At 73.3% G+C, this 18195-nt stretch carries 16 protein-coding genes and 1 pseudogene; 6 read left to right on the top strand and 11 right to left on the bottom strand.

The features are described 5' to 3' along the window. Positions 1-29 precede the first annotated feature (29 nt). The 3 genes from FGW37_RS28615 to FGW37_RS28605 form a co-directional block, all read right to left on the bottom strand. Positions 30-1907 (bottom strand): ABC transporter ATP-binding protein, encoded by a 1878-nt coding sequence (locus FGW37_RS28615; RefSeq protein ID WP_179083709.1) that lies wholly within the window; start codon positions 1905-1907, stop codon positions 30-32. A gap of 101 nt (positions 1908-2008) precedes the next feature. Next, on the bottom strand, positions 2009-3418 hold the full coding sequence (locus tag FGW37_RS28610; protein ID WP_179083708.1) for an NADP-dependent succinic semialdehyde dehydrogenase: 1410 nt from the start codon (positions 3416-3418) through the stop codon (positions 2009-2011). 189 nt (positions 3419-3607) lie between these two features. Beyond that, positions 3608-4960: an MFS transporter gene (locus FGW37_RS28605; protein ID WP_179083707.1), complete on the bottom strand. Its 1353-nt coding sequence runs from the start codon at positions 4958-4960 to the stop codon at positions 3608-3610. 615 nt (positions 4961-5575) lie between these two features. On the opposite strand from FGW37_RS28605, the gene FGW37_RS28600 reads away from it, so the two are divergent. Together FGW37_RS28600 and FGW37_RS28595 are read left to right on the top strand one after the other, a co-directional pair. Beyond that, positions 5576-5944, top strand: coding sequence for a hypothetical protein (locus FGW37_RS28600; protein WP_179083706.1), 369 nt, complete (start codon positions 5576-5578; stop codon positions 5942-5944). A 78-nt stretch (positions 5945-6022) separates the two neighbouring features. Then, positions 6023-6751: a DedA family protein gene (locus FGW37_RS28595; protein ID WP_179083705.1), complete on the top strand. Its 729-nt coding sequence runs from the start codon at positions 6023-6025 to the stop codon at positions 6749-6751. Here FGW37_RS28595 and cynR read toward each other — a convergent pair. From cynR to FGW37_RS28575, 4 genes are all read right to left on the bottom strand, one after another. Continuing rightward, complete coding sequence (gene cynR, locus FGW37_RS28590; RefSeq protein WP_179083704.1) at positions 6699-7598, bottom strand: transcriptional regulator CynR; 900 nt, start codon at positions 7596-7598, stop codon at positions 6699-6701. The two genes, FGW37_RS28595 and cynR, sit on opposite strands and share 53 nt — an antisense overlap. A 111-nt stretch (positions 7599-7709) precedes the next feature. After that, entirely contained in the window at positions 7710-8189 is a 480-nt protein-coding gene (locus tag FGW37_RS28585) for an NUDIX hydrolase (protein ID WP_179083703.1), read from the bottom strand. 73 nt (positions 8190-8262) lie between these two features. Next, positions 8263-8868 (bottom strand): hypothetical protein, encoded by a 606-nt coding sequence (locus tag FGW37_RS28580; protein WP_179083702.1) that lies wholly within the window; start codon positions 8866-8868, stop codon positions 8263-8265. 69 nt (positions 8869-8937) lie between these two features. Further along, the gene (locus tag FGW37_RS28575; RefSeq protein ID WP_179083701.1) at positions 8938-9735 is read right to left on the bottom strand and encodes a glutamate racemase; all 798 of its coding nucleotides are present in this window, start codon (positions 9733-9735) and stop codon (positions 8938-8940) included. 134 nt (positions 9736-9869) lie between these two features. On the opposite strand from FGW37_RS28575, the gene FGW37_RS28570 reads away from it, so the two are divergent. Further along, a complete protein-coding gene (locus FGW37_RS28570; RefSeq protein ID WP_179083700.1) occupies positions 9870-11039 on the top strand; it encodes a glycosyltransferase in 1170 nt (389 codons plus the stop codon). A 12-nt stretch (positions 11040-11051) separates the two neighbouring features. On the opposite strand, the gene FGW37_RS28565 is transcribed toward FGW37_RS28570, so the two are convergent. The 4 genes from FGW37_RS28565 to FGW37_RS28550 form a co-directional block, all read right to left on the bottom strand. Next, positions 11052-12371, bottom strand: a complete 1320-nt coding sequence (locus FGW37_RS28565) for a TerD family protein (RefSeq protein WP_179083699.1) — start codon at positions 12369-12371, stop codon at positions 11052-11054. An 80-nt stretch (positions 12372-12451) separates the two neighbouring features. Next, positions 12452-14041: a DUF6777 domain-containing protein gene (locus FGW37_RS28560; RefSeq protein WP_179083698.1), complete on the bottom strand. Its 1590-nt coding sequence runs from the start codon at positions 14039-14041 to the stop codon at positions 12452-12454. A gap of 116 nt (positions 14042-14157) precedes the next feature. After that, positions 14158-15738: a serine/threonine-protein kinase gene (locus tag FGW37_RS28555; protein WP_281394907.1), complete on the bottom strand. Its 1581-nt coding sequence runs from the start codon at positions 15736-15738 to the stop codon at positions 14158-14160. 114 nt (positions 15739-15852) lie between these two features. Beyond that, positions 15853-16617: a DUF72 domain-containing protein gene (locus FGW37_RS28550; RefSeq protein WP_179083697.1), complete on the bottom strand. Its 765-nt coding sequence runs from the start codon at positions 16615-16617 to the stop codon at positions 15853-15855. Between the two features lie 110 nt (positions 16618-16727). On the opposite strand from FGW37_RS28550, the gene FGW37_RS28545 reads away from it, so the two are divergent. The 3 genes and pseudogenes from FGW37_RS28545 to FGW37_RS28535 all read left to right on the top strand — a co-directional run bounded on the left by FGW37_RS28545 (position 16728) and on the right by FGW37_RS28535 (position 18183). Beyond that, complete coding sequence (locus FGW37_RS28545) at positions 16728-17153, top strand: HIT family protein (protein ID WP_179083696.1); 426 nt, start codon at positions 16728-16730, stop codon at positions 17151-17153. A gap of 95 nt (positions 17154-17248) precedes the next feature. Further along, a pseudogene (locus tag FGW37_RS28540) lies at positions 17249-17887 on the top strand (phosphoribosyltransferase); the annotation flags it as partial. Positions 17888-17907: 20 nt separating this feature from the next. Beyond that, the gene (locus tag FGW37_RS28535; RefSeq protein WP_179083694.1) at positions 17908-18183 is read left to right on the top strand and encodes a DUF1876 domain-containing protein; all 276 of its coding nucleotides are present in this window, start codon (positions 17908-17910) and stop codon (positions 18181-18183) included. Positions 18184-18195 lie beyond the last annotated feature (12 nt).

Below are 18195 nucleotides of genomic sequence, written 5' to 3'. Positions count from 1 at the left end.
CGCGCGCCCCGTACGGGGCGCGCGGCCCCTCAGCCGACGGGATCCCCCTGCGCCTCGAACTGCGTGCGGTGCAGCTCCTCGTAGCGTCCGCCCGCGGCCAGCAGCTCGGTGTGGGTGCCGCGTTCGACGACCCGGCCGTCCTCGACGACGAGGATGAGGTCGGCCGCCCGCACGGTGGACAGCCGGTGGGCGATCACCACGGCGGTACGGCCCTCCAGGGCCTCGGCCAGCGCCTCCTGGACGGCGGCCTCGGAGGTGGAGTCGAGGTGGGCGGTCGCCTCGTCGAGGATGACGACGCGCTGGCGGGCCAGCAGCAGGCGGGCGATGGTCAGCCGCTGCCGCTCGCCGCCGGAGAGGCGGTAGCCGCGCTCGCCGACGACCGTGTCCAGACCGTCGGCCAGGGAGGCCACGAGCCCGTCGAGCCGGGCCCGCCGCAGTGCGTCCCAGACCTCCTCCTCGGTGGCCTCCGGCCGGGCGAGGAGCAGGTTGGCGCGGACGGTGTCGTGGAAGAGGTGGCCGTCCTGGGTGACCATGCCGAGCGTCTCGCGGACCGACTCGGCGCTCAGGTCGCGGACGTCGACGCCGCCGAGGCGTACGGACCCGCCATCGGCGTCGTACAGCCGGGGCAGCAGCTGGGCGATGGTCGACTTCCCCGCGCCGGAGGAGCCGACCAGGGCCACCATCCGGCCCGGTTCGGCGCGGAAGGAGATGCCGTGCAGGACCTCGGTGCCGCCGCGGGTGTCCAGGCCGGCGACGTCCTCCAGGGAGGCGAGGGAGACCTTGTCGGCGGCCGGGTAGCCGAAGCGGACGTCGTCGAACTCGACCGAGACCGGCCCGTCCGGCACCCGCCGGGCGTCCGGCTTCTCGGTGATCAGCGGCTTGAGGTCGAGGATCTCGAAGACGCGCTCGAAGCTGACGAGGGCGCTCATCACCTCGACGCGGGCGCCGGCGAGGGCGGTCAGCGGGGCGTAGAGGCGGGTGAGGAGCAGGGCGAGTGCGACGACGGCCCCCGCCTCCAGCCGGCCGTGCAGCGCGTAGAAGCCGCCGAGCCCGTAGACCAGGGCCAGAGCCAGGGCGGAGACGAGTGTGAGGGCGGTGATGAACGCCGACTGGGCCATGGCGGTGCGTACGCCGATGTCACGCACCGCGCGGGCACGGGAGGCGAACTCGGCCGACTCCTCCGCGGGCCGCCCGAACAGCTTGACGAGGGTGGCGCCGGGTGCGGAGAACCGCTCGGTCATCTGGTTGCTCATGGCGGCGTTGTGGCGGGATGCCTCGCGCTGCAGCCCGGCCATGCGCGAGCCCATCCGCCGGGCGGGCAGGACGAACACCGGCAGCAGGACGAGGGCGAGCAGGGTGATCTGCCAGGAGATGCTGAGCATCACGCCGAGCGTCAGGAGCAGGGTGACGGTGTTGGACACGACGCCGGAGAGGGTGTTGCTGAAGGCGCGCTGGGCGCCGATGACGTCGTTGTTGAGCCGGCTGACGAGGGCGCCGGTGCGGGTACGGGTGAAGAAGGCGACCGGCATCCGCTGGACGTGGTCGAAGACGGCGGTCCGCAGGTCGAGGATGAGCCCCTCGCCGAGGGTGGCGGAGAGCCAGCGCGTGAGCAGCCCCAGGCCCGCCTCGGCGACGGCGATCGCGGCGATGAGGAGCGCGAGCCGGGTGACCGTGCCGGCGTCGTCGCCCCGCACGATGGCGCCGACCACCCGCCCGGCCAGGATCGGGGTGGCCACGGCGAGCAGCGCCGTGGCCACGCTCAGGAGCAGGAACTGCCCGATTCTCCTGCGGTGCGGCCGCGCGAAGCCGCCGATGCGGCGCAGCGTGGCCCGGGAGAAGGGCCCTCGGCCCTCCTTGGCGTTCATCGCGCTGTGCAGCGAGTTCCACGCGGTGACTTCCATGTCCATGGGGGGCTCCTCCGGTGTCGGCGTATACCTGACACGCTAGAACCTCAACCAAACTTGAGATCAAGCGCTGCGCGACACCCCTCGCCCCCCTTACACGCCCCTTACGCCCCTCCTGCCGGCTCCTTCCCGTGCCACACCGTGGTCACGTTGCAGAACTCCTTGATGCCGTGGCCCGACAGCTCGCGGCCGTAGCCCGAGCGCTTGACGCCGCCGAAGGGCAGTGCGGGGTGGGAGGCCGTCATGCCGTTGAAGAAGACGCCGCCCGCCTCGATGTCACGGGCGAAGCGCTCCTGCTCCGCCTCGTCCCTTGTCCAGACGTTCGAACTCAGGCCGAAGGGGGTGTCGTTGGCCAGGTCGACGGCCTCGTCGACGTCCGCCACGCGGTAGACGGTCGCCACCGGGCCGAAGGCCTCCTCGCGGTGGATGCGCATGTCGGGGGTGATGCCGGTGAGGACCGTCGGCTCGTAGAACCAGCCCTTCGGGTGTTCCTTCGGCCGCCCGCCCCCGCACAGCGCCGTCGCGCCGCGCCGTACGGCGTCGTCCACGAGCTCCTCCAGGTCGGCGCGGCCCTGCTCGCTGGCCAGGGGGCCGACGTCGGTGGCCTCCTCCATGGGGTCGCCGACGGTCAGCGCGGCCATCCGGGCGGCGAAGCGCTCGAGGAAGGCGTCGTGCACGTCGGCGTGGACGATGAAGCGCTTGGCGGCGATGCACGACTGGCCGTTGTTCTGGACGCGGGCCGTGACCGCGGTCTGCACGGCGCGGTCGAGGTCGGCCGACGGCATCACGACGTACGGGTCGCTGCCGCCCAGTTCGAGGACGGTCTTCTTCACCTCGTCACCGGCGATCGCCGCGACCGAGCGCCCGGCCGGCTCACTGCCGGTGAGCGTCGCCGCGGCGACCCTGGGGTCGCGCAGGATGCCCTCGACGGCGCGGGAGCCCACGAGCAGGGTCTGGAAGCAGCCCTCGGGAAAGCCCGCGCGGCGGAAGAGGTCGCCGAGGTAGAGCGCGGTCTGCGGCACGTTCGAGGCGTGCTTGAGCAGGCCCACGTTGCCGGCCATGAGGGCGGGGGCGGCGAAGCGGATCACCTGCCACAGGGGGAAGTTCCACGGCATGACGGCGAGGACCACGCCCAGCGGACGGTAGCGGACGCGGGCGAGCGAGGCCCCGGAGTCGTCGACCTCGGGCTGCGGCGGACGCTCGTCCGCCAGCAGGTCCGCCGCGTTCCCGGCGTACCAGCGCATGGCCTTCACGCACTTCGCCGCCTCCGCGCGGGCGGCGGCCAGCGGCTTGCCCATTTCGGTGGTCATGGTGCGGGCGACGGCGTCCCGGTCCTGCTCCAGGAGGTCCGCGGCCCGGTTCAGCAGGCGGGCCCGCTCGGCCGGGTCCGAGGTGCGGTAGCCGCGGAACGCCGAGGCGGCCGTGGCCAGGCACTGCTCGATCTCCTCGGCTCCCATCTCCTCGAACGTCCTGAGCGTCTCGCCGTTCGCGGGGTTCACCGTTGCGATGGGCATAAGGTGCCCTCCTCAAGCTCGATGCCTCGACCACTGTGCGCCTCGGCGGGGACGTGCCCGGGGGCTCACCCGGGGGCGTACGTACCCGGGGGCGTGCCCCCTCCGTCCTGTACCACGCCGGGCGCGGGTCAATCCGGCGGCGGGAACCGTTTGACCCATCCGGTGAGGGCCCGCTCAGCGGTACGGGCCTCACGACGTCCTGCGCTCCCCCGCATCGTCCGCGACCCGCTGCTGACCGGGCAGCATCCGCATGGCCTCCTGGGCCCCGGCACCCGCCCCGCTCTGCGCCCGCGCGCCCCCGGCCGCCGGATACGGGCACGGCAGCACACGGCAGCGGTACATCCAGGCCACGGCACAGCCGGAGGCCAGCCCGAACGCCAGGCACGACACCCACGGCAGCCAGGTACGCCCGGTCCGCTCGCCGACGTCCATCACCCAGCCGATCACGGCGTTCCCCCCGGCCGCCGTCGCCCCGGAGAGCACGTAGAACAGGCCGAAGTACGTCCCCGTCAGCCGCTCGCGGCCGAAGCGCGGGATCAGCCCCAGCACCGGCGGATAGGCGACCATCCCCCCGAAGTACAGCAGCAGCGAGGCCGAGACCATGACCAGGAGCCGCGGCACCACGTCGCCCGCGCCCTGCGGCGGCGCCGCGTCGCACACCAGCAGCGGCGGAACGAAGCCCAGCCCTATGACGGCGATCCCGGCCCCCACCCAGCGCATGCCGCCGCCGCGCTGCTCCAGGTTCCGGGTGATGCGGAACTGGAACAGCAGGTTGGCGACCGCCCCGGCGCTCAGCAGCAACGCCTCGGCCCCGCCCCAGCCCGACGCCTGCTGCGCCCCGTCCGGCAGCAGCATGTAGAGCTGGTTCTCCATGATGAACATTCCGGTGGTGGCGAAGGCGAAGCACAGGAACCGGCGGTTCCCGAGCACCTCGCGCAGCTCCCGCAGGATGGGATCGTGCTCCGCGTCGACCTCGCGCGCCGGGAGCGCGAACGCCTGAGCGACCGTCAGCGCCGCGAACAGCCCGGCCGCCGTGAGGGCGCAGATCCGGAAGTCGGTCAGGTAAAGCACGCTGCCCGCGAGCAGCCCGACGAGCGAGCCGATGGTCGCGAAGACGTTGAGCAGGGCGAATGCCTCGGCCTTCCGCTCGCCCGACTCGTGCGAGACGTAGGAGCGCACGGCCGGGTAGAAGAGCGCGGCGGCGAGACCGCTGATGCCGGAGGCGGCGAGCAGCAGGGGCAGGGAGTTGCCGAAGGAGAAGAGCGTGAAGCCCACGGTCCGCAGGGCGCACCCGGCGATGATGACCACGCGCGGCCCGAGCCGGTCGGCCGCGGTGCCGCCGATGATGTACATGCCCTGCTGGCTGAGGTTGCGCACTCCGAGGACCAGTCCGACGACGGCCGCCGACATTCCGAGATCATGCCCGATATAGGTCGCCAGAAAGGGAATCAGCAGATAGAAACCGGCGTCGATGCCGCACTGGTTGATGAATAGCAATCGCAATGCGAGAGGGCACTCGCGGACCGCCCGAAGAGTTCTCATGTGCGTCCCTGCAGTCAGCCCGAGCGGGGGGACATCATGGGTTCCGGCCCCGGTCGGGGGCCGGTACGCCCCAGTGAATGGCTCGTCAGCCCGGGTTCCCACGCACGGGAGCAGACGCACTCGGTGACTTGGCGGAGCGGCCGATCATATGCTTGGGTCGACTTGTGCCCGGCAGCTCCCCGGCCGCGCTCGGAAGGGTACTCAGCGGATACGTTAGCAAAGCCGACCTGTTATCAACAGGGTGAGATTCCGGGCGATGGATGCGCCCGGAGCACACCGGCACAAGGAAATTGCGCCCGGCTCTTCCTTCGAGAGCTGGAACTCTCGTGCCCCGTTATTCCGTTCATGGGACGGACGACCTCGGCGGGGCATGTGACGGCATACCGGCCGAACCCGTGCCACCGCGCCGGGACCCCCTCCGCCGACTCCCCGGATCCCCGGTCCCGGCCCGCCACTCCCCCGGGGCAACCGGCCTTCCCCCGCACGGGTGAAAACCGCGACTGAATTCCCGTAAACAGAACACGGATTCTCCGCCGAATCCATTCTTCAGACCACAGCCCGCCCGAAGATGCCGAAAGGCCCACGTGCCGCGGGCAACTTCGCGACGATGTCCGTATGAACGACCGGAACTTCTTGGAGCGCACCAAGCAGTTCGCGCTCTACTTGGCCGAGCTCCAGACGAGCCTCGACCCGGAGTCCTACGCACTGCTGCTGCGGATTCTGAAGGGCTTCAACGAGGCGATCGTGCACCGGGAGCGCGGGGTCGATATTCCCTTCTCCCCACGCGAAAAAGAGTTGTTCACACCTGAGTTCGGCCGGGCCCTCACCAGACTCGCCGGATTTCTGGGGCCGCACGGCATGCACGTCGTCGTCGGCACCCACGGCACACCCGCGGATTCCGGACCGCCGGCCGGCACGGAATCCGGCGACCACGACCGGCGCGAGGTCGACGCCATCGCCCGGGCGAGTGGCATGCGCCCGTAACCGCCCGGCGCATCGTCTACAGTCTCGTCCGCCGTCCGCAGGGCCGCGGGCGGCGGGGCCACCGCCCCGACCCCGATCATGGGAGGCCACGCCCTCGTGCCCGCTTCGCCCGCCGCCGACCTGACCACCGGTCTGGCGGTCAACCTCCTCGACGCCTCCTCCCTGCTGACCGCCTTCGGCGCCCTCGGCATCGCCGTGGTGATGTTCGCCGAGACCGGCCTGTTGATCGGCTTCTTCCTGCCCGGGGACTCCCTGCTCTTCACCGCCGGGCTGCTCGCCCGCAGCGGGGCCCACTCCGGACCGCACCTGGACCTCGCCCAGGTGCTGGCCGCATCCGTGGTCGGCGCCCTCGCCGGCGCCCAGGTCGGCTACGTCCTCGGACGGCGCGGCGGCCGGGCGCTGCTGACCCGCTCCCGCAGCCGCAAGCTGCACGAGGGCGCCGAGCGGGCCGAGGAACTGCTCGCCCGCTACGGGCACGCGCGCGCCATCGTCCTCGCCCGCTTCGTCCCCGTCGTGCGCACCGTCCTCAACCCCCTCGCCGGGGCCCTCGGCGTCGCGCCCCGCACCTTCGCCCTCTGGCAGGTGACCGGCGGCCTGGTGTGGACCGTGGGTCTCGTCCTCGCCGGCTACGGGCTGGGCTCGGTCGTGCCCGACATCGACCGCTACCTGCTGCCCGTCGTCGGCGCCGTCGTCGCGCTGTCGCTGCTGCCCGTCGCCCTCGAACTGCTGCGCAGCCGCGGGCGGCGCCGGGCCGTCACGCCGGAGACCAACCCTGCTCCCGCACCCAGCGCCCGGCAAGAGCCGTGAACGCCCGCGCCGCGGCGCTCCGGTAGCCCGCCTCCCGGCACAGCAGCGTGACGGTGCGCGCCGGAAGCGGCGGCGCGACCGGCACGGGGTGCAGCCGCCACGGCCCGCGGGTGATGGCCTCGGGCAGCACGGTCGCCAGCGCGCTCCTGCCGACGATCTCGGCCAGCGCGTTGATCGAGTTCGCCTCGACGGCGATGCGCGGCGTGACGCCCTGCTCGGCGAGGAAGGCGTCGATGTGCCCCCGGGTCGCGAAGTCGCGACTGAGCAGGGCCAGCGGGTGGTCACCGAGCCCGGCCGCCGGCAGCGGCTCGCTGCGGCCCGCGCAGGGGTGATCCGGTCCGACGACGAGGCCGAGCGTCTCGGTGAACAGATCGGTGCCGGCGACCCCCGGCAGGTGCGCACCGCTGAAGGCGATGCCCAGGTCCAGCTCGTCGGCCAGGAGAGCCGCTTCGATCCGGTCCTGCGCCATTTCGCGGAGGTCCAGCGCGATCCCCGCGTGCCGGGCGTGGAACTCCGCCACGAGCGGCCCGATCAGATACGCGGTGAACGTCGGCGTCACGGCCAGTCGCAGGCTGCCTCGCGAGAGATCCTGCACGTCCAGCACCGCGCGCTCGCCCGCCGCCAGGTCCTGCAGGGCGTGGCGGGCGTACCGGGTGTACGCCTCGCCCGCGTCGGTGAGGCGCACGGTGCGCCCGGACCGGTCGAGCAGCTGGACCCGCAGGGAGCGCTCCAGCTGCTTGATCTGCTGCGACAGCGTCGGCTGGGAGACATGCAGGGCTTCCGCGGCGCGGGTGAAGTTCGCGTGCTCGGCGACGGCCAGCAGGTACCGGAGGTGGCGCAGTTCCATGCGCGCAACTATAGACAGCACGGATGGTGACTACGGATCACACCGGGGGCTGCCTATGGGTGCTGCCTTTGGGTGCTGTCCGGCCGCCCGGCGTCCAGGGCACGCGCCCCGTCAGCCCTCCCCGATCCCCGCGAACCAGGTGGCCCCGGCCTCCGTCGCGTGCTTGATGCGCCGCACCGCGAACTCCTGCATCGGCGGCAGGGCGTCCGGCTCGAACCAGCCCACCTCCAGGGACTCGTCGTCGTTGACGCACGCCTCGCCGTCCACCGCCCGGCACAGGAAACAGGTGTCCATGAACTGACAGACATCGCCGTTGGGGTAGGTGACGGGATCGAGCGCCTCCACGACCAGGACGCGCTCCGCCACGCAGTGCACGGCCGTCTCCTCGTACACCTCGCGCACGATGGCCGCCGCGGGCTGCTCGCCGGGGTCGGGAATGCCGCCGATGATCGCCCACTGCCCGTTGTCCGAGCGGCGGCCGAGCAGCACACGGCCCTCGGCGTCGAGGACCACGGCGCTCACACCGGGGATCCAAAGGAGCTGACGGCCCGCGCTCGCGCGCAGGTCTCGGATGAAATCGGGGGTGGGCATACGCAGGAGCCTAATGCGCCGCGCGGGACCGCCGTTCACCCAGGTGGCCGTATGGGCGGCGGAAAACCGCAGGTCAGGCCGGAGCCTTGCGCCCAGGGGAGAGCCGCAGAGCCTGACGGATCACCCGTACGGCGGACTCCGCGTCGTCGACCGTGACCGTGAACGTCCGTCCGTCACCCAGGCGCAGCACGAACCCCTCGCCGCGCCGTACCACGACGGCCGTGCCCTTCTCCGGACGCCAGCGATAGCCCCAGCCGCCCCACTGCCGCGGCGTGACACGGGGGGCGAAGTCGGCATCGACCACATGGGCGAGCGGGATGCGGGTGCGCGGCACGCCGATGTGCCCGCAGCGCACCTCCAGCGCCTCCTTGTCGACCCGTACGGCCACATGGACGAACGCCAGCGTGCCGTAGAGCATCAGCAGGCCCGCCGCGACGCAGCCGACGACCGCCATGACGAGAGGGGCCAGACCCGAGGTCCATGCGCTGTCGACGGCCAGCTCGACGCCGAGCGCCAGGCAGGCTGCGCCGGCCGCGGCGAGCAGCCACTGGACGCGGTTCGTCGCACGACCGGTCCAGACGGCGAGATCCTCGGTGTCGCCGGCCGGGGAAGGGGGTCCGGCCGCGCCCGTCTTCTCGTCGCCCTCGTGGCCCTGCGGGCCCGTGGAATGGTCCCTCATACCACGCAGCCTACTCACCTTCCGCCACCACGGCAGGGGTGATGCACGGACCCGCACCGGATCGGGTGGTCAGGGACGCACGGCGGCGGCCTCGAGGAGGGAGCGCCCCTCGGGGTAGGTCAGGGAGGCCGCTTCCATGGCCCCCTCACGGCCGCCGAGCAGCACCGTCAGGCGCCCCGACGGCTCGGCGTCGGGGGCGGGAGCGGCCCCGATCCGGCGCAGCGCCTGGGCCACGACGGCCTCCGCCGAGCCGTACAGGGTCAGGTGCGGCACCGCCGGCGACAGCCGGGACTCGACGGCCGCGCGGATACGCTCCGCGACGAGCTCGTAATGGGTGCAGCCCAGGACGACGCCCCTTACATTGCGGGGCGTGAGCGCAGCCGCCGCGGCGATCGCCGCGTCCGCGGCCGCCATGTCGGCGTGCTGGACGGCGTCCGCCAGCCCCGGGCAGGGCACCTCCGTGACCTCGACACCGGCCGCGAAGTCCCGGATCAGGCCGCGCTGGTACGGACTGCCGGTGGTGACCGGAGTGGCCCAGATCGCCACGGGACCGCCGGCCGCCGCAGCGGGCTTGATCGCAGGCACCGTGCCGATGACCGGCAGCTCCGGCTCCAGCTCCGCCCTTATCGCCGCCAGCGCGTACACCGACGCGGTGTTGCAGGCGACGATCAGCGCGTCGGGGCCCTGGTCGGCCGCGGCCCGGGCGCAGCCCAGGGCGCGCGCGATGACGTCCTCGGGCGTACGGGGGCCCCACGGCATGCTGCCGGGGTCGGAGGAGAGGACCAGATCGGCATCGGGCCGCAGCCGGTGCACAGTGGCGGCCGCCGCCAGCAGCCCGTTGCCGGAATCCATGAGCGCGATCTTCACCCGGTCACTTTAATCGATGGCCGGAGGCGGACAGGCCGCCGGGCGCCACACCCGGCCACGAACGGCCGGTCCGCCCGGGCCGGGTTCGCTCCGTTTCCTGCAACGAAAGCCTCGCGTGCGGCAGACTTCGGCGGATGAGCGCGCTGACTTGGATCACTGTGGGTTCCCTGGCCGCGTGGGTGTGGCTGCTGCTGGGCCAGGGCTTCTTCTGGCGGACGGACGTCAGGCTGCCGGGGCGCACACCGCCCGCGGAATGGCCGTCGGTCGCGATCGTGGTGCCCGCCCGGGACGAGGCCGAAGTCCTCCCCTCCAGCCTCCCCTCCCTCCTCGCCCAGGACTACCCCGGCCGGGCCGAGATCTTCCTGGTGGACGACGGCAGCTCCGACGGCACCGGCGAGCTGGCCCGGGCCCTGGCGGCGGAGCACGGCGGACTGCCGCTGACCGTGGACTCCCCGGGGGAGCCCGAGCCGGGCTGGACGGGGAAGCTGTGGGCGGTGCGGCACGGCATGGCTCTCGCCCGCGCCCGCACCGACGCCGAGTACCTGCTGCTCACCGACGCCGACATCGCCCACGCACCGGACAGCTTGCGCGAGCTCGTCTCGGCGGCCCGGTCGGGCGGCCTGGACCTCGTCTCGCAGATGGCCAGGCTGCGCGTCGCGACCGTCTGGGAGCGGCTGATCGTGCCGGCCTTCGTCTACTTCTTCGCACAGCTGTATCCGTTCCGGTGGATCAACCGGCCGGGCGCGCGGACGACCGCGGCCGCCGGCGGCTGCGTCCTCCTGCGCCGCGAGGCGGCCGAGCGGGCCGGTGTCCCCGGCAGCATCCGCCAGGCCGTGATCGACGACGTGACGCTCTCGCGGGCCGTACGGCGCACGGGCGGCCGGATCTGGCTGGGCCTCGCGGACCGCGTGGACAGCGTGCGCCCGTACCCGCGCCTCGGGCAGCTGTGGCGGATGGTCTCCCGCAGCGCGTACGCACAGCTGCGTCACAACCTCCTGCTGCTGGCCGGGACGGTCGCCGGGCTGGCCGTGGTCTACCTGGCGCCGCCGGTGGCCGTCGTGGCGGGCGCCCTGACCGGTGAGACCCTCCTGCTGGTGGCAGGAGCCGCGGCCTGGGCGGTGATGACCGGCACGTACGTGCCGATGCTCCGCTACTACCGGCAGCCCCTCCTGCTGGCGCCCCTGCTGCCGTTCACCGCCCTGCTCTACCTGCTGATGACCGTGGACTCCGCGGTCCAGCACTACCGGGGCCGGGGCGCGGCCTGGAAGGGGCGGACGTACGCCCGCCCCGAGGCCACGCCCTGAGCGCCCCACCGGTCACTTGCGGCCCGGCGTCCAGTTCATGCCCCAGCCGTATGCGCGGTCGAGCGTGCGCTGCGGGCTGACGCCGCGGTCCGGCACCAGGTAGCGGGCCTCGCGCTGGACGACGAGGTCGCCGCCGTTGTTAGTGATGAGGGCCAGCGCGCAGGTGTTGGAGAGCACGGTGCACTCGTCGAGCGAGAAGTCGACGGGGGCGCCGTGCTGCGGCTGCAGCGTGACCGTGGCGTGGAGCCCGGCGAAGCTCCGGGCGCCCTCGTAGATCGTCACGAAGATGAGGATGCGCCGGAAGTCGGCGATGTGGTCGAGGTTGACGGTGAGGTTCTCACCGGCCTCGACCGCGCCCGTGCGGTCGTCGCCGTCGAGGTGGATGAACGGCGGGCGGTGCAGCGACCCGAAGGAGTTGCCCAGCGCCTGCACCACACCCTTGGAGCCGTCGCGCAGCTCGAAGAGGCACCCGAGGTCCAGGTCCAGGTCCGCGTGCATGGCCATTGCCTTGCCGAACTTGTGGGCCCACCCCTTGAACTGCTTCTGCACGCCCCAGTTGAGGTTGACGCGCAGAGAACCGGACGTGCCGCCCTGCTTGGTCAGCGAGACCGTCGGCGATTCCTTGGTGAGCGTGACCTTCGTCAGGCGCACCGGCTGGGGCGCGGGCGGCGCCACGGGCGGGGGCGGCGGGGCGACCGGCTGCGCGGGCGCCGTGGGGGGCGCCTGGGCGGGCGGTGCCGGTATGGCGGCCGCGACGGGCTGCGGAGCGGGGGCAGGCGCCGGGGCCGGTGTGGCGGCCGCCCGGGGCTCGTCGACGGTGATGCCGAAGTCGGTCGCCAGGCCCTCCAGGCCGCTGCTGTAGCCCTGGCCGACCGCCCGGAACTTCCACTCGCCCTGGCGCCGGTAGAGCTCGCCCAGGACGAAGGCCGTCTCGACCGTGGCGTCGGTGCTGTCGAACCGCGCGAGCTCCGTACCGGCGGAGGCGTCCACGACCCGGACGTACAAGCCGGGCACCTGCCCGAAGGAGCCGCCGTCGGCCGAGGCGGCGAGCACCACGGTCTCGACGGCGGGCTCGACCGCGGCGAGGTTCACCGTGAGGCTGTCGGTCGTCACACCGGCGCCCGCCGGCTGCTTGCCCTCGTGACGGACCGCGCCCGAGGGGTGCACCGCCTGGTTGTAGAAGACGAGGTCCGCGTCCGAGCGGACCCTGCCGCCCACGAGCAGCAGGGCGGAGGCGTCGACGTCCGGCGCCCCGGGGGCCGCGTGCCACCCCAGCTCGACCCGCACCGCCGACGCCGGAATCCGGACGTTGGCACCCTTCATCATCCCCATGCTCCACCCCAAAATCTGGACGGCCTCTTGCTTGCAGGGACAACGTACCGTGGCGGCCGTTTGTCCCTGCTTGGCGTGGATTAGGAGGGGTCAGGAGGGTTGGGGGCCGGTGCGTGGGTGGCCGGTGGGGGTTTCGGCCTGGTGGCCGGCGGCTGATGCGTGGGCGCGTCGGGCTTGGCGGCGGTCGGCGCCACGGGCCTGGCGGCGGTCGGCGCCACGGGCCTGGCCGCCGTGGGTGCTACGGGCCTGGCCGCGGTCGGGGTCACCGGCTTGGCGGCGGTCGGGGTCACCGGCTTCACCGCGGTCGGGGTCACTGGCTTGACCGCAGTCGGCGTCGCGGGACGCGCGGCCGTGGGCGTCACGGGGCGAACCCCCGTGGGCGTCACCGGCTTCACGGCCGTCGGTGTCACCGGGCGGGCAGCCGTGGGCGTCACCGGCTTGGCCCCCGTCGGTGTCACGGGTTTGGGCGAGGCCGGTACGACCGGCCTGGTGGCGGTCGGCGTCACCGGCTTGGGCTTCGTGGGCGGGGCGACCGGCCTCGACGCCGTGGGCGTGGGGACCGCAGGCTTCGTCCGCGAGGGCGTGGGCCGCCCGGCGCCGGGCACCGCACTGCCCGGCTTGCGTGACTGCGACGGATCGCCCCTGCCCGTCCCGGCACTTGCCCCCGTGGGCGACTCGCTGCCCGGAACTCCCTTGGCCGATGAACCGCCCGACGGATCCTCGGACCCGGCGCCGGACGAACCGGAGGCGGACGAGCCCGCGCCGGGCGAACCGGCCGGCGGGGGCGAGGACTTGCCCTGCCCGCCGGACGGCCCCGAGGTCCCGCCCGTGCCCGAAGTGGGGCGCGTCTTCGGCGGATCCCACCGGAAGGGCTTGCTGTCCTTGCTCCCGTCGCTGCCGACGCTGCGGTCGAAGGCCTTGTCGCCCTGGAAGGGGTCGACCAGCGGAACCTGCTTCACCGGGCCCTGTTCCCTGGTGCGGGCCTTGATGACGGTGACCTCCGTGCTGGAGAACGTCTTCCAGCGGGTGCCCGAGTACGACGCGGCCTTCACGTCCACCCCGCGGTCCGGCTCCGCCAGCGGATTGCCGCAGTTGCACTTGACGGCGGGCGCGGTGTAGTCGTCCACGAGGACGAGCACGCCCTTCTGCAGCACCGACAGGTACTCGGCCGCCTGACCGTCCCGGAAGTCGTGGTTCTTGACGAGCGTGTCGAACTCCAGGTAGGTCTCGGTGAGTTTGTTGATGTACTCACCGATGCCGCCCTCGTCGATCTTCTTCACCGCGGCCCAGGCGCGGGCCTTGTCGGGGTCCGCGGTGATCTGCTTGATGAGCGAGGCCTTGTCGCAGCGCGTGGTGCCCTGGACCCCGCCGAACGCGCCCCGCGCGTCGCCCTGCCACTCGCCCCCGCCGGGGGATGCGGAGACGACGTTCCGCAGGTCGGTGTCCGGGTGTTCGGTGAACGGGAAGGCACCGGCCTCCCCCACCGCTTCCAGGACCAGTTTGACCGCTTTCTTCTTCCCCGATGAACTGCACCCGGCGAGACTGGCGCCGCCTATCAGCACGGGCACGGTGAAGAGGGCGACGGCCTGGATCCGGCGGCGCCGTGACGGCGCACGCCGGGTACGGGGCCGGGCGGATTCCCGCCGCCTCTCCCGGAACGGATTGGACACCAGCCGCATGTGAGTACCCCCCGATAGCCGGTCGTTCCTTGTCGTTTCGTTCGTTCTGTTCTTCTCGGCGGTTCTGTTCTTCTCGGCGGTTCTGTTCTTCTCGGCGGTTTTTCTCGTCAGCGCGTCGCGCACTTCGTGACCCAGCCCCCGTTGCACGTACCGGGCGGGTTCTTCGTGGGTTCGGTGGTGGTGGGATAGGTCGTCGGATAGTCCGTCGCGTGGCCCGACGGGCTCGGGTGGGGCGAGGGAGTCCCGGGATCTCCGGACTCACCGGTCCCGCCCGAGCCGTCGGCCGTGGGGGAGTTGTCCGCGGGGCTCGCGGTCCCCGTGGTCCCGCCGCCCGGCTGATGCCCGTTGTCCGGGTCTCCGGGCCCGCCGGCGGCAAGGACCCCGGCCACGGTGCCGCCCGCGATGAGGAGCAGCGCCAGCAGCGGGCCCAGGTAGACGGACCAGCCGCGGCGCGGGGCCCCGGGGGCGGGGCCGGGGGCCGGGGCCGGACGGGGTGCCGGGGCGGGCGCCGGAGTCGAGGCCGGTGTCGGCGTCGGCGTCGGCGTCGGGAAAGGGGCTGGTGCCGGCCCCGGGGCGGGCGCCGGATATCCGTAGGCCGGGCCCCTGGCTGCACCACCGGGCGCGCCGGACGGTGTCCCCGCGCTTGCGCCCGACGGCTCCGGCCCCCCGTACGAGCGGGCGCCGGAGCCGTACCCGTAGCCCGGTCCGTAGCCCGATCCGTACGTGGTCCTGGGGTCGGCGGGCGGAGGAGGCGACGGCGGGGTGGGCGTGGCGCGCGCAGTGGGCACGTATCCGGCGGGCTCCGCGCTCCCCAGGTCGGGCTGCGTGAGCATCCGGCCTGAGGCGACGGCGTCCAGCAGGCGCTGTGCCTCGGTCGATCCCATGCGGGTCTGCGGGTCCTTGCGGAGGAGCCCTTCGAGGAGCGGGGTGAGGGGCCCGGCGCGCCGTGGGGTGGGCAGTTCGTCCTGGACGACGGCGTGCAGGGTGCTGAGCGGCGACGTACGGCGGAAGGGCGAGACGCCCTCCACGGCCGCGTACAGCGTGGCACCCAGCGACCACAGGTCCGACGGGGTGCCGGGCCGCCGGCCCAGGGCACGCTCGGGCGCCAGGTAGTCGGGCGAGCCGACGAGGTCGCCGGTGCGGGTGAGGGTGCCGGAGCCCTCCACGAGGGCGATGCCGAAGTCGGTCAGCACGACCCGGCCGCTGGGCTCCAGCAGGACGTTGGCCGGTTTGACGTCGCGGTGCAGGACGCCGGAGGAGTGCGCGCTGCGCAGGGCCTGCAGGACCATCGAGCCGACCTTGGCGGCCTCTTTGGGGGTGAGCACGCCTTCGTGCTGCAGGATCTCGGCGAGCGACCGGCCCCGGACGAACTCCATGACGATCCAGGGGCGGCCCTCCTGCTCGACCACGTCGTGGACGGTGATCACGTTGGGGTGGCTGACGCGGGCTGCGGCGCGGGCCTCCTGCTTCAGGCGTGCGTAAAGGACGCGGACGTCGTGCTCGCGCAGGTGCTCCGGGGCCCGGACCTCTTTGGCGGCGACCTCCCGGTCGAGGAGCTCGTCGACGGCGCGCCAGACCACGCCCATGCCGCCGCTGCCCAGTTGGTCGATGAGCCGGTACCGCCCGGCCAGTAAGGGATGTCGCTGCTGCTCGCCGTCCACGCCGTGCGCCCCCCTCCCCGTACGCACGGCACCCCGAGCCGTGCGCGTTTCGGGCCACACCGGCTGGGACGGGGCAGCCCCGTCCGGCGTTCCCGGTTCCGCGGCCGCCGGAAGCGGGGTGCACGGCGCATCGGTGCGGGCTCAGGCGTGCGCATCCGGAGTGCGGCTCACCGTGCGCCCCAGCCGGGCGGCGGTTCGGGCGAAGGCGACCGCGTCGTGGACGGCCGCTCCCCCGGGGTCGTTGTTGAAGTAGGCGTAGACGTGGGCCCGGTCGGGCCAGGTGCCGGCGATGCGCCCGGCCCAGCTCGCGAGCGCCGCCCGGCCGTAGCGCGGCCAGGGCCGGGCCCGCCCGCTGTGGAAGCGCACGTATCCCCAGGGGGCCGTCCGCCACAGCGGGGTGACCGGCCGGGAGCCGTGGTCGGCCCAGCACAGCGCGGCGCCGTGGCCGCGCAGCACGGCGCGGACCTCGTCGGTCCACCAGGAGTCGTGGCGGGGCTCGACGGCCACGCGGACGCCGTCGGGGAAGCAGCTCAGCGCGGTGTCCAGGAGGCCGGGGTCGGCGCGCAGGGTGGGCGGCAGCTGGAGCAGGACGGGGCCCAGCCGGTCGCCCAGCGCGGCGGCGTGCCGCATCAGCCGCTCGACCGGCTCCTGGGGGTCGCGGAGGCGTTTGATGTGGGTCAGGTAGCGGCTGGCCTTGACCGCCATGACGAAGCCCGCGGGGGTGCGGTCGTGCCAGTCGCCGAAGGTTCCGGGCGGCGGCAGCCGGTAGAAGGCGTTGTTGTTCTCGACGGTGGCGAACCCTCTCGCGTACTCCTCCAGCCATAGCCGCTGCGGGCAGCCGTCCGGGTAGAGGACGCCGCGCCAGTCCTTGTACTGCCAGCCCGAGGTGCCGACGTGGAGGGGCATGGGGTGATTCCTGCCCCGGGCACCCGGACGCGTCACGGGCGGCCCGCGAGGAACGCCGGATCGGCGGTGCGCCGGCCGGCCGGGGCCGGTGGCCGGGGTTGACTGGGGACATGGACGAGTCTGCCTGCATCTTCTGTGCGATCGCCGGGGGCGGCACGGCCGCCCACCGGGTCTTCGAGGACGGGACGGCGGTCGCCTTCCTGGACGCGAGGCCGCTCTTCCCCGGCCACGTGCTGGTGGTGCCCCGGCGCCACGCCGAGACGCTCACGGACCTCTCCGCGGACGAGGTGGGGCCGTTCTTCGCCCGGGTGCAGCGGATCGCGGGGGCCGTGGAGCGCGGGACGGGTGCCGCCGGGTCGTTCGTGGCCGCGAACAACCGGGTGAGCCAGTCGGTGCCCCACTTCCACGTGCACGTCGTGCCGCGCAACCGCAAGGACGGCCTGCGCGGCTTCTTCTGGCCCCGGGGGCGCTACGCGTCGGACGAGGAGGCGGCGGAGGTGGCGGCGCGCGTGCGGGCGGCGCTGGAGGCCGGCTGAGCCGCCCGCCCCGGCGTGGACTATCGGCGGGAATCTGACCATATTGGATGTATGGCTTCCCTCGTCCTCCGGAGCCCCGGGAGAAGAGGTGGATCATGAGATTCCGCGATCGCGTGGACGCCGGCCGCCGCCTGGCCGAGCAGCTGGGCCACCTGCGCGCCGAGAACCCCGTCGTCCTGGGCCTGCCGCGCGGCGGCGTGCCCGTGGCCTACGAGGTCGCGCAGGCGCTCGGAGCCCCGATGGACGTGGTGCTCGTGCGCAAGCTCGGGGTGCCCTTCCACGAGGAGCTGGGCTTCGGCGCCATCGGCGAGGGCGGCGTACGGGTCGTCCACAGCGACATCGTCCGGATGACCCGCGTGGAGGAGGACGACCTGGCCGAGATACAGCAGCGCGAGGAGGCGAACCTGGTCCGCCAGGCCGAACGGTTCCGCGGCGGCCGCCCGCGCATCCCCTTGCAGGGCCGCACGGCGATCGTGGTCGACGACGGCATCGCCACCGGCGCCACGGCGGCGGCCGCCTGCCGGGTGGTCCGGGCCCAGGACGCCGCCCGCGTGGTGCTCGCCGAGCCGGTGGCGGCGCCGGACGCGGCGGAGGCGCTCCGCGCGGAGGTGGACGAGCTGGTCTGCCTCAGCACTCCGGCCGTCTTCTTCGCGGTCGGCGAGTGGTACCAGGACTTCTCCCAGACCCCGGACGAGGAAGTGATCGACCTGCTGGAGCGCAACAGGGCGGCAGTGACGGACCCGGGAGGTGTGTGATGACCACGGAGAAGATCGTCGAAAGCCCCATCGACATGGAGTTCCGCGAGGCCGGCGCGCTGACGCAGGCGGCGGTGCGGCTGCACATGCACGACGGCACGGACTTCACAGCGGTCGGGAGGAGCAACCGCAACCCCGCCGACCCCTCCCAGCAGCGCGTCGGCGAGGAGGTCGCGGCGGCGCGCGCGCTGCGCGACCTGTCCGAGCAACTGCTCGACAAGGCGGGGGTGGACATCGAGGAGACCACGCACACCCCGACGCGTCTGAACCACTGACCGGCGCCGCCG

The organism is Streptomyces rectiverticillatus (genome assembly GCF_013394065.1).
GTDB classification, from domain to species: Bacteria; Actinomycetota; Actinomycetes; order Streptomycetales; family Streptomycetaceae; genus Streptomyces; species Streptomyces rectiverticillatus.
Note: the sequence above shows the minus strand (reverse complement) of the source record. Positions and strands in the feature narration are given on the sequence as shown.